The 11,496-nt window shown below is 67.8% G+C and carries 11 protein-coding genes; 7 read left to right on the top strand and 4 right to left on the bottom strand.

Annotation, left to right across the window (positions count from 1 at the left end):
- The 3 genes from A5711_RS19280 to mqo form a co-directional block, all read right to left on the bottom strand.
- Positions 1–1,594: AAA family ATPase (locus A5711_RS19280; protein ID WP_067949299.1), on the bottom strand; the 1,594-nt coding region annotated here is incomplete at its 3' end.
- Positions 1,591–2,061, bottom strand: coding sequence for a GNAT family N-acetyltransferase (locus tag A5711_RS19275; RefSeq protein ID WP_067949297.1), 471 nt, complete (start codon positions 2,059–2,061; stop codon positions 1,591–1,593). The genes A5711_RS19275 and A5711_RS19280, both read right to left, overlap by 4 nt.
- Positions 2,058–3,560 carry a malate dehydrogenase (quinone) gene (gene mqo / locus A5711_RS19270; protein WP_082975775.1) on the bottom strand — a complete coding sequence of 501 codons (1,503 nt, stop codon included), beginning with the start codon at positions 3,558–3,560 and terminating at the stop codon, positions 2,058–2,060. Before mqo ends, A5711_RS19275 begins: the two co-directional genes overlap by 4 nt.
- Positions 3,561–3,670: 110 nt before the next feature.
- Here mqo and A5711_RS19265 point away from each other — a divergent pair, with 110 nt between their 5' ends.
- Positions 3,671–4,687 carry an alpha/beta hydrolase gene (locus A5711_RS19265; RefSeq protein WP_067949295.1) on the top strand — a complete coding sequence of 339 codons (1,017 nt, stop codon included), beginning with the start codon at positions 3,671–3,673 and terminating at the stop codon, positions 4,685–4,687.
- Between the two features lie 4 nt (positions 4,688–4,691).
- Positions 4,692–6,071 carry a mycothione reductase gene (gene mtr, locus A5711_RS19260; RefSeq protein WP_067949293.1) on the top strand — a complete coding sequence of 460 codons (1,380 nt, stop codon included), beginning with the start codon at positions 4,692–4,694 and terminating at the stop codon, positions 6,069–6,071.
- 2 nt (positions 6,072–6,073) lie between these two features.
- On the opposite strand, the gene A5711_RS19255 is transcribed toward mtr, so the two are convergent.
- The gene (locus tag A5711_RS19255; RefSeq protein WP_067949301.1) at positions 6,074–6,538 is read right to left on the bottom strand and encodes a Fur family transcriptional regulator; all 465 of its coding nucleotides are present in this window, start codon (positions 6,536–6,538) and stop codon (positions 6,074–6,076) included.
- Positions 6,539–6,662: 124 nt separating this feature from the next.
- On the opposite strand from A5711_RS19255, the gene A5711_RS19250 reads away from it, so the two are divergent.
- The 5 genes from A5711_RS19250 to A5711_RS19230 all read left to right on the top strand — a co-directional run.
- A complete protein-coding gene (locus A5711_RS19250) occupies positions 6,663–7,775 on the top strand; it encodes a HoxN/HupN/NixA family nickel/cobalt transporter (protein ID WP_067949291.1) in 1,113 nt (370 codons plus the stop codon).
- A 92-nt stretch (positions 7,776–7,867) separates the two neighbouring features.
- Complete coding sequence (locus A5711_RS19245; RefSeq protein ID WP_067949288.1) at positions 7,868–8,203, top strand: hydrogenase maturation nickel metallochaperone HypA; 336 nt, start codon at positions 7,868–7,870, stop codon at positions 8,201–8,203.
- Positions 8,204–8,230: 27 nt separating this feature from the next.
- A complete protein-coding gene (hypB, locus tag A5711_RS19240) occupies positions 8,231–9,001 on the top strand; it encodes a hydrogenase nickel incorporation protein HypB (RefSeq protein ID WP_067949286.1) in 771 nt (256 codons plus the stop codon).
- 230 nt (positions 9,002–9,231) lie between these two features.
- On the top strand, positions 9,232–10,287 hold the full coding sequence (locus A5711_RS19235; RefSeq protein ID WP_067949284.1) for a hydrogenase expression protein HypE: 1,056 nt from the start codon (positions 9,232–9,234) through the stop codon (positions 10,285–10,287).
- A gap of 80 nt (positions 10,288–10,367) precedes the next feature.
- The coding region (locus A5711_RS19230; RefSeq protein WP_231971928.1) for a nickel-dependent hydrogenase large subunit at positions 10,368–11,496 on the top strand (1,129 nt) is incomplete at its 3' end.

Below are 11,496 nucleotides of genomic sequence, written 5' to 3'. Positions count from 1 at the left end.
ACGAACGCCGGGCCCGGTCACGTGCCTTCTCCCGGACGACCAGTTCACGCGCGGCGAGCAGGCCTTCGGCCAGCGGGGTCCTGCCGCCGGTGTCGAATCGGGCCAGCCGCCGGCCGGCGACGTGCGCCGACGACGTGGGCGGCAGCAGCAGCCGCGCCTCCCGCTGGCGGAACGTGATCACGGCGACCTTGTCGCGGCGCTGGTAGGCGTCGCGCAGCAGCGACAGCGTCGCGCCACTCACCGCGGCCATTCGATCGCGCGCCGCCATCGAGCCCGACGCGTCCACGACGAAGATGACCAGGTTGCCTTCGCGCCCCTCCCGGATCGCCCGTCGCACGTCATCCGGCCCCGGGCGCAGGGGGCCGGCCCCGGCACGTTCGGCGGCCGACAGCAGGGTGGCGAACAGGTGCAGCCCGTGCGCACCGGAACTCGTGTCGTTTCCGTCGGTGGCCGCGATCACGCTGCCGCTGGCGTTGCGGGCCCGCGATCGCCGCCCGGGCGCCCCCGCGCCGACCCCGGGCACCGTCAGCGCGCGGGCGCGGAAGGTCTTCGACGGCGGCGCGCTGGGGCGCGGCGGTTGTGGCTTCGGGACTCCAGACGAGTTCGATTGCGGCGCAGGGTCTTCCGCGGACTGACCGCCGCCCGGCGGGTCGGGCTCGGGCTCGCGTTCGTCGCCGGCCTGGGCCAGCGCCTCGTCGAGCTGGTCGCGGTCGATGCCGGGTTCGTCGAATGGGTCGCGGCGGCGCCGATGCGGCAACGCCAGCTCGGCGGCCACCCGGACGTCCTGCTCTTCGACGGACGTGGCCCCACGCCAGGCGGCGTGCGCGGCGGCGGTGCGGGCCACCACCAGATCGGCCCTCATCCCGTCGACGTCGAACGCCGCGCACACCGAAGCGATGCGCCGTAACTCGCTGTCGGGCAATACCACCTGGCCGACGAGCGCCCGAGCGGCGGCGATGCGCCGGGCCAGTTCGGCCTCCGCGTCGGCGTAACGCTCGGCGAACGCGTCCGGGTCGGCCTCGTAGGCCATGCGCTGCCGGACGACTTCCACCCGCACGTCGACGTCACGGGACGCGTGCACGTCGACGGTGAGGCCGAACCGGTCCAGCAGCTGCGGACGCAGTTCGCCCTCCTCGGGATTCATGGTGCCGATCAGCACGAACCGGGCCTCGTGCGAATGCGAGATGCCGTCGCGTTCGATGTGCACCCGGCCCATCGCCGCGGCGTCGAGCAGCACGTCCACCAGGTGGTCGTGCAGCAGGTTGACCTCGTCGACGTACAGCACGCCGCCGTGCGCGCGGGCCAACAGCCCCGGCGAGAACGCGTGCTCGCCGTCGCGCAGCACCCGCTGCAGGTCCAGCGAGCCGATCACCCGGTCTTCGGTTGCGCCGAGCGGCATTTCGACCAGGCCGGCGCCCGCGTCACCGGTCGCCTCGGACAACAACGCCGCCAGGCCGCGCACGGCCGTCGACTTGGCCGTGCCCTTCTCGCCCCGGATGAGCGCACCGCCGATCTCCGGGCGCACGGCGCACAACAGCAGCGCGAGGCGCAGCTGGTCGTGCCCGACGATCGCACTGAACGGATACGGCTTCACGGTAGCTCCGTCAGGCCGGAGCCGGGCTTGAGCATCGGTACATGCGGGACGCCGTCGTCGACGAAATCGTCACCGGCGCGGACGAACCCGTGTTGGGCGTACATGTCGGACAGATAGGTCTGCGCGTCGATGCGGCACGGGTAGTCGCCGACCTCGGCCAGGGCGGCGCGCAGCAGCCGGGTGGTGTGGCCCTGCCCGCGCGCGCTGCGTTTGGTGCACAACCGGCCGATCCGGAACGTCTTTCGGCCGCCGGCGTGCTCCTCCATCAACCGCAACGTGCAGATCACCTCGCCGTCGGGCGTCTCCAGCCAGAAGTGCCGGGTTTCGGCGAGCAGGTCGCGCCCGTCCAGCTCCGGGTACGGGCAGGCCTGCTCCACCACGAACACCTCCACCCGCAGCTTGAGTAGTTCGTAAAGGGTCTGGGCGTCAAGGTCTTTGGCCCAGGACCGACGCAACGCTTCACTCATGACCGGACCCCCGAATCGGACTTCAACCCCAAGACCTCGGTTCCCCACGACCACACCTCGTCGTACAACGCCGGCTCGCGGGACAGCTCCACCCCCAGCGACGGCACCATCTCTTTGAGCGTGGGCAGCCAGGATCGATAGCGGCCGGCGAAGCACCGCTGCAACACCTCGAGCATGGCCGCCACGGCCGTCGATGCTCCAGGCGAGGCTCCCAGCAGCCCGGCGATGCTGCCGTCGGCGGCGGCCAGCACGGTGGTGCTGAAGTCCAGCACGCCGCCCTTGCGCCGGTCTCGCCTGATCACCTGTACGCGCTGACCGGCCACGGTCAGTTCCCAGTCGGAATCCTCTGCGCTGGGGGCGAATTCGCGCAGCGCGTGGATGCGGTCCGGTTCGGACAGCCGCAGCTGACGGATCAGATAGCTGATCAGTGTCAGCTGGGTGAGGCCGACCCCGAGCATGGACAGCGCGTTGTCCGGTTTCACCGAGCGGGGCAGGTCGCTGAGGCGGCCGTGTTTCAAGAACTTGGGTGACCAGCCGGCGTACGGCCCGAACACCAGCCAGGACTTGCCGTTGACGAACCGGAGGTCCAGGTGCAGCGCGCCGAGCGGCGGGGCGCCCGGCGCCGGGACCCCGTACACCTTGGCCCGGTGCGCGGCGGTGAGCGCCGGGTTGTCGGTGCGCAGAAACCGGCCGCCGATGGGGAATCCGGCGAAGCCCCTGACCTCGGGGATGCCGGACTTCTGCAGCAACGGCAGCGCGTCGCCGCCCGCCCCGACGAAGACGAATTTGGCGTTCAGCCGGCGCTTTTCGCCGGTGCGGCGATTGCGGATCAGCAGCGTCCAGCTGCCGTCCGATTGCCGGCTCAGGTCGCGGACCTCGTGGCCGAACAACGCGGTGGCGCCGCCCTGCACGCAGTAGCCGATGAGCTGGCGGGCCAGGGCACCGAAGTCGACGTCGGTGCCATGGGGGGCCCAGTTGAGCGCGGTCGGTTCGGAGAAGTCGCGCCTGGCGGCCATGAACGGCAGCCGGCGGGCGAACTCGTGCGGGTCGTCGATGAATTCGGTGCCGGCGAACAGCGGGTTGGTGGCCAGGGCCCGCTGCCGCCGGCGCAAGAACTCGACGCGCTGCGCCCCGCACACGAAGCTCACGTGTGGGAGCGGGTTGAGGAAGCCGGTGTCGGTCAGGATCCCGTTCTCGGCGGCGTAGGCCCAGAATTGACGGCTCACCTGGAACTGCTCGTTGATGCGCACCGCTTTGGTGATGTCGATCGAGCCGTCCCGGTTCTGCGGGGTGTAGTTGAGCTCGCACAGCGCGGAGTGCCCGGTGCCGGCGTTGTTCCACGGGCTGCTGCTCTCGGCGGCGACGGCGTCCAGGCGTTCGACGATGGTCATGGACCAGTCGGGCTGCAGCCGCCGCAGCAACGCACCCAGGGTCGCGCTCATGATGCCCGCGCCCACCAGCACGACGTCCGTCCGTGCGGTTCGGGCTAGCGATGACACCTGCTCCTGGTCCTTCCGTCGACTCTGCAGGTTCCCAGGCTATCCCGAGGCGAACCCGGCATGGACGGCGTGCGCCTCCCCATGGCCAGCAAAACCTCTAAGCTGGCCTCGTGACTGGCTGGGTGCCCGATGTCCTGCCCGGTTATTGGCAGCGCACCATCCCCCTTGGGCCCGACCCGGTCGGCGAGGGCGAGATCGTGGCGACGCTGATCCGGCGCGGTGAGCCCGCCGGACCCTCCGGCGCGGGTCACGCGGTGCTGGCCGTGCATGGCTACACCGACTACTTCTTCAACACGGCGCTGGCCGACCACTTCGCCGACCGCGGCTTTGCCTTCTACGCGCTGGACCTACAGAAATGCGGCCGGTCGCGCCGCGACGGCCAGACACCGCACTTCATCACCAACCTCGACGACTACGACGCCGAACTCGACCACGCCCTGGCGGCTATCCACGAGCACCACCGACCCGCCAAGGTTTTGGTCTACGGCCATTCCTCAGGTGGGCTCATCGTGTCGCTATGGCTGGACCGGCTCCGCCGGCGCGACGCCGCCGCCCACGCCGGCATCGGCGGTTTGGTGCTCAACAGCCCGTTTCTGGACCTGCACGGCCCGGCGGTGTTGCGCCATTCGGTGACCTCGGCGCTGATCGCCGGCCTGTCCCGCGTGCGGTCCAGGGGGGTGGTCCGGACGCCCACCGAGGGTGGTTACGGCACCACCCTGCACCGCGACTACCACGGCGAGTTCGACTACAACCTGCAGTGGAAACCGGTGGGCGGCTTCCCGATCACGCTCGGCTGGCTGCACGCCATCCGCCGCGGCCACGCCCGGCTGCACCGCGGGCTCGACGTCGGCGTGCCGAACCTCATCCTGCGCTCCGATCACACCGTGCGGGAAACCAGCGACGCGGCGTCCATGCAATGCGGCGACGCGGTTCTCGACGTCACCCAGATCGCCAGGCGGGCCGGTTGCATCGGGAATCACAGCACCATCGTGCCGATCGGCGACGCCAAACACGACGTCTTCCTCTCGCTGCCGCAGCCTCGGCAGGCGGCCTACCGCCAGCTCGACCTCTGGCTGGACCGCTACCTGCACACCGACCGCACCGAACCCTCTTCGAGGAAGGGGTGAGGAGTTGGAGACCTATGACATCGCCATCATCGGAACCGGTTCGGGCAACACCCTTCTCGACGATCGGTTTACCGGCAAGCGTGCGGCGCTGTGCGAGCACGGCACGTTCGGTGGCACCTGCCTGAACGTCGGGTGCATCCCGACCAAGATGTTCGTCTACGCCGCCGAAGTCGCCACGACGATCCGGGACGCGGCACGCTTCGGTGTCGACGCGCACGTCGACCGGATCCGCTGGGACGACATCGTCTCGCGGATCTTCGGGCGGATCGACCCGATATCGATGAGCGGCGAAGATTACCGCCGCGCGTCACCCAGCGTCGACTTGTACGACCAGCACACCCGATTCGGGCCGGTTCAGCCCGACGGACGCTACCTATTGCGCACGGACGGCGGTGACGAATTCACCGCGGATCAGGTGGTGATCGCGGCGGGGTCCCGCCCGGTCATTCCCCCCGCGATCCTCGACTGCGGCGTCGCCTATCACACCAGCGACACGATCATGCGCATCCCGGAGTTGCCCGAGCACCTGGTGATCATCGGGAGTGGCTTCGTGGCGGCGGAATTCGCGCACATCTTCTCCGCCCTCGGCGTCCGGGTGACGTTGGTCATCCGCGGCAGCACGATGCTGCGGCACTGTGACGACACCATCTGTAAACGCTTCACCCGCATCGCCGCGGCCAAATGGGAACTGCGCACGCACCGAAACGTCGTGGGCGGCAGCAACAACGGCTCCGGCGTCGCGCTGCGGCTCGACGACGGGTCGACGCTTGACGCCGACCTGCTGCTGGTCGCGACCGGGCGGGTTTCCAATGCCGACCTGCTCGACGCCGAACAGGCCGGGGTCGAGGTCGAGAGCGGCCGGGTAGTGGTCGACGAATACCAACGGACCTCGGCCCGTGGCGTTTTCGCCCTCGGCGACGTTTCGTCGCCGTACCAGCTCAAGCACGTCGCCAACCACGAGGCCCGGGTCGTACAGCACAACCTGCACTGCGACTGGGACGACACCGAGTCGATGGTGATGACCAACCACCGCCACGTGCCGTCGGCGGTGTTCACCGACCCTCAGTTGGCATCCGTCGGTCTGACCGAAAATCAGGCCATCGCACGGGGATTCGACGTCTCGGTCGCGGTCCACGACTACGGTGACGTCGCCTACGGCTGGGCCATGGAGGACACCACCGGGATAGTCAAGCTGATCGCCGAGCGCAGCACCGCCCGTCTGCTGGGTGCGCACATCATGGGCCACCAGGCGTCGTCGATCATCCAGCCGCTGATCCAGGCGATGAGCTTCGGGCTCACCGCCCACGAGATGGCCCGCGGCCAGTACTGGATTCACCCGGCGCTGCCCGAGGTGGTCGAGAACGCGCTACTCGATCTTCGGTGAGCTCAGGGCTTTTGGCACTGCGGGCACAGGCCGTGCAGCGTCAGCCCCGCGGCCTCGGACAGCGCGAAGGAACTGCCCGCCATCGCGTGTTCGAGCGCCGAACTGAGCTGCCGAGCGGGCACCTCGATGATCGAGCCGCATTCGGTGCACACGGCGTGGTGGTGCGGCGCGGTGGCCATCCCGTAGGTGGTGACACCGCCGTCGAGGGTCAACGGATGCAGCACCCCCTGGCCGACCAGGGTGGTCACCGTGCGATAGATGGTCGCAACGTCGGGGGCGTGGGCTCCGTGCGGCAGGCAGGCCCGCAACCGCTTGTGGATCTCCGCCACCGGCAGGTGGCCGTCGACCGGCTCGAGCACCGCCAGCACCTGGATCCGCGAGGACATCCGGCGCAGCCCCCGGGCGCGCAGGAGATCGCCGATCCGGGCGGTGACGGACGGGTCCAGTGCCGACGGCTTGGGCGTCACCCGTTCAGTGTCGCGCCGCCGCGGTGGGCGCGCCAGTTTTTCGACGGAATTCGGTGCCCGCATCGGCCCGGCGTTCCTGCGAGCCACTTGCATCTGGTCGACGGCGGCACCTACAGTCGTGCCAGTGGCCAGTACTGAGCTCGGCCGGCGCCCGTCGTGGACGACCAGGCTGCGCAGCGCCCTGACGCCGGCGGAGTGGGGGCGGCTCGCGTCGATGTCGGCGGTCATCGTCGCGCTCCACGTGGTCGGCTGGTTCACCTTGGTGACCTTCGTGGCCCCGGCGCAATTCAGCCTGGGCGGCAAGGCATTCGGGGTCGGTGTCGGGCTGACGGCCTACACCCTGGGAATGCGGCACGCGTTCGACGCGGACCACATCGCCGCCATCGACAACACCACCCGCAAACTGATGAACGACGGGCAGCGGCCGCTTGCGGTCGGATTCTTCTTCTCGCTGGGCCATTCCACGGTGGTCTTCGTGCTGGCGCTCCTGCTGGCGTCCGGCGTCAAGACGATCGTGGGGCCGGTCCGTGATGACTCCTCGAAGCTGCATCACTACACGGGACTCATCGGCACGGGCGTCTCCGGTGTGTTCCTCTACGCGATCGCCCTCCTCAACGTCGTGGTGCTGGTGGGCATCCTGCGGGTGTTCGCCCGGGTGCGCCGCGGTGGTTATGACCCCGACACCGACGGGGCAGAGCTGGAACGGCACCTGGACAACCGGGGCCTGATGAACCGATTCCTGCGCCGCTTCACCAAATCGGTCACCAAGTCGTGGCACTCCTACCCGGTCGGGCTGCTGTTCGGGCTCGGCTTCGATACCGCCACCGAGATCGCGCTGCTGGTACTGGCGGGCACCAGCGCGGCCGCCGGGTTGCCGTGGTACGCCATCCTGTGTCTGCCCGTGCTGTTCACCGCGGGCATGTGCCTCCTGGACACCATCGACGGCTCGTTCATGAACTTCGCCTACGGCTGGGCGTTTTCGAATCCGGTGCGCAAGATCTACTACAACATCACCATCACCGCGCTGTCGGTGATCGTCGCGCTGCTGATCGGCAGCGTCGAACTGCTCACCCTGTTCGCCGAGCAGTTCGGCTGGCGGGGCGCGTTCTGGAGCTGGATCGGTCGGCTGGACCTGGGCGCCGTCGGCTATTTCATCGTCGGCGCGTTCGTCGTCACCTGGGCGGTGGCGCTGCTCGTCTGGCGCTACGGGCGCCTCGAACAGAAGTGGACGTCCTGAACAGCGAGCCCTGAGAGCGGCTGCGCATCCTGGGCCTTCGGTGTAGAACAGTGCTCATGAGCCTCGCTGCGCGCGGATGCAGGTGATCGGCTGTGCACGAGCTGTCGCTGTGCGAAGCGATCGCCGGTGTGGTCAAGACGCATGCCGACGGTCGGCACGTCGACGTGGTGCGCGTGCGGATCGGGGCGCTGCGCCAGGTGGTGCCCGAGTCGCTGTCGTTCTGCTGGACACTCGTGCGCGACGCCGAGGACATGCCCGGCGCCGAGCTGGAACTCGAGTGCGTCGGCGCCGAGGTGCGCTGCCGAGCGTGCGGCCGGCAATCGGAGATCACGTCGGCCTGGTCGATCTGGTGCCCCGAGTGCGATAGCTCCGACGTCGAGGTGTTGCGCGGCAACGAATTCTTGGTGACGTCGTTGGACGTCTCGTGAAACCGACTCGCCCCGAACGGATTTGACATGGGTAGATTCCATCTGCATGACGACGGGACCGTGCACACCCACGAGCACGACGACCCGGATCACCGCCACGGCGATCATGGCCAATACCAGACCGGCAAGCAGCGGGTCGACGTGCTGGAGGCGATCTTCGCGGAGAACGACTTGCTCGCCGATGCCAACCGCGCGGCGTTCGAGAGCAGCGGGGTGCGCACCCTCAACCTGATGAGCTCGCCGGGATCGGGCAAGACGACCGTTCTGCAGGCCACGCTCGACGAGCTCGCCGGTGAGCTTGCCATCGGGGTGATCGAGGGCGATATCGCCACCGACCTGGACGCGGCCAAGCTCAGCGGTCGAGGCGCCCAGGTGTCACTGCTCAACACCAGCAATGGTTTTGGTGGCGAGTGCCATCTCGACGCGCCGATGGTGAACCGCGCACTGCCGGGTCTCGACCTGCCCGCGCTGGACCTGGTGATCATCGAGAACGTGGGCAATCTGGTCTGCCCGGCCGAGTTCGACGTGGGCGAGCACGCCAAGGCCATGGTCTACTCCGTGACCGAGGGCGAGGACAAGCCGCTGAAGTACCCGGTGATGTTCCGCTCGGTGGATGTGGTGTTACTCAACAAGATTGACTTGGTTCCGTACCTCGACGTCGATGTCGACGAGTACATCGCCCACGTGCGCAAGGTCAATGCGACGGCGACGATCCTGCCGCTCAGTGCGCGGACGGGGGCGGGGATGGGCGCCTGGTTCGGCTGGCTGCGACGATTCGCCGCGAACGCGCCGGCCTGACGGGTCCGCACTTGCAAGGCTTTTGCATATGTCGCGGCATCGGCGCGGCCGACGATTGCCGCCCCGAGCGGCGCGAAAGGGTATGCAACGGTTGTCTAACTACTTGGTGCCGCAGAGGCGTTGACACGCTGGGCGGTGAAGAGTAGACCCAGAAATTAGCGCTGCGCAAGTGGGCCGACGGTCGACTCCGGTAGCGCAGGGGCCCCAGCCCGGCCCCGGAAAGCTGCAGCATGCCAACAGAAGCAGCAGTCAAAGCGGAAGAAACATTGATCCATGTCCTATGGATTAATGCGGGGCTCAGTTGTGATGGCGATTCGGTGGCGTTGACTGCCGCCACCCAACCCACTGTTGAGGAGATTGCCCTGGGGGCGTTACCGGGGCTTCCGAAGGTCGCCGTGCACTGGCCGCTCATCGATTTCGAGTGCGGACCCAGCGGAGGCGCGGACGACTTCCTCTCATGGTTCTTCAAAGCCGACCGCGGTGAGCTCGAACCCTTCGTCCTCGTCGTCGAGGGCTCGATCCCCAACGAGAAGATCAAGGAAGAGGGCTACTGGTGCGGGTTCGGCAACGACCCGGCCACCGGCCAGCCGATGACCACCAGCGAGTGGCTCGACCGGCTGGCGCCCAAGGCCACCGCGATCGTGGCGGTCGGGACCTGCGCCACCTACGGCGGCATCCACGCCATGGCCGGTAACCCGACGGGCGCGATGGGGGTGCCCGACTACCTGGGGTGGGACTGGAAGAGCAAGGCCGGCATTCCCATCGTGTGCGTGCCCGGTTGCCCCATCCATCCAGACAACCTGTCGGAGACGCTGACCTACCTGCTCTACATGGCGACGGGCCAGGCGCCGATGATTCCGCTCGACGACGCGCTGCGTCCTGCGTGGTTGTTCGGCAACACCGTCCACGAGGGTTGCGACCGGGCCGGATACTACGAGCAGGGCGACTTCGCCACCGAATACGGCTCGCCGAAATGCATTGTCAAGCTTGGCTGTTGGGGTCCCGTCGTCAAGTGCAACGTGCCCAAGCGGGGATGGATCAACGGTGTCGGCGGCTGCCCCAACGTGGGTGGGATCTGCATCGGCTGCACGATGCCGGGATTCCCCGACAAGTTCATGCCCTTCATGGACGAGCCGCCGGGCGGCAAGGTCTCCACGACCGCGTCGGGCCTGTACGGAACCGTGATCCGCAGTCTGCGGGGCATCACGGCGCGCACCGTCGACAAGGAACCGCGGTGGCGTCACAACGGTAACCAACTCACCACCGGAGCGCGCCGCACCTGGTAGGTCACCTACCAGGTGGGCGCGCTTCGTTCTCCAATCTGAGCCCTCGAGCTCAAGAGCCCACAGCGGGAAGAAGAAGTGCGATGACAACCATCATTCCGGAGCCCACCCACGCCAAGCGGGAACCCGGCCAACTGGTCGACATGGCCTGGGACCCCATCACCAGGATCGTGGGCAGCTTGGGCATCTACACCAAGATCGACTTCGAGAACCGCGAAGTCGTCGAGTGCCACAGCACCTCGTCGATATTCCGCGGCTACTCGATCTTCATGAAGGGCAAAGATCCTCGCGACGCCCACTTCATCACCAGCCGCATCTGCGGTATCTGCGGCGACAACCACGCCACCTGCTCGTGCTACGCGCAGAACATGGCGTACGGCGTCAAGCCACCGCACCTCGGTGAGTGGATCGTCAACCTCGGCGAGGCCGCGGAATACATGTTCGACCACAACATCTTTCAGGAGAACCTGGTCGGGGTCGACTTCTGCGAGAAGATGGTGTCCGAGACCAATCCGAGTGTGCTTTCCCTGGCGGAGAAGACGCCCGCGCCGCAGGCCGACGCCCACGGGTACCGGACCATCGCCGACATCATGCGCTCGCTCAACCCGTTCACCGGCGAGTTCTACCGCGAGGCGCTGGCCGTCAGCCGCTGGACGCGAGAGATGTTCTGCCTCATGGAGGGTCGCCACGTGCACCCGTCCACGCTGTACCCCGGTGGGGTCGGCACCGTCGCGACGATTCAGCTGATGACCGACTACATGACCCGGCTCATGCGCTACGTGGAGTTCATGAAGAAGGTCGTGCCCATGCACGACGACCTGTTCGACTTCTTCTATGAGGCGCTGCCGGGCTACGAGAAGGTCGGGCTGCGCCGCACCCTGCTCGGCTGCTGGGGCTCCTTCCAGGATCCCGAGGTGTGCAACTTCGCATACAAGGACATGGAGCGCTGGGGCAACGCCATGTTCGTGACCCCGGGCGTGGTGGTCGACGGCAAACTGCTCACCCACTCGCTGGTGGACATCAACCTCGGCATTCGGATCCTTTTGGGCAGTTCGTATTACGACGACTGGACCGAGCAGGAGATGTTCGTCAAGACCGATCCCCTGGGCAACGCGGTGGACCGGCGCCACCCGTGGAACCAGCGCGGCGACATCACCCAGCTGTACTTGCCGCCGTCCATGTCCCGCTTCTGCGGGTGCGGGTTGGTGTGCT

The organism is Mycobacterium sp. E2238 (assembly GCF_001672665.1).
GTDB lineage: Bacteria > Actinomycetota > Actinomycetes > Mycobacteriales > Mycobacteriaceae > Mycobacterium.
The sequence above is the reverse complement of the archived record's forward strand: the minus strand, read 5'-3'. Positions and strand labels throughout refer to the sequence as shown.

What these genes read in the sequence shown, in the direction of transcription:
- hypB (WP_067949286.1), top strand. Translation starts at nt 8,231, where the DNA reads ATGGGTAGATTCCATCTGCATGACGACGGGACCGTGCACACCCACGAG.
- A5711_RS19275 (WP_067949297.1), bottom strand. Translation starts at nt 2,061, where the DNA reads ATGAGTGAAGCGTTGCGTCGGTCCTGGGCCAAAGACCTTGACGCCCAG.
- A5711_RS19235 (WP_067949284.1), top strand. Translation starts at nt 9,232, where the DNA reads ATGCCAACAGAAGCAGCAGTCAAAGCGGAAGAAACATTGATCCATGTC.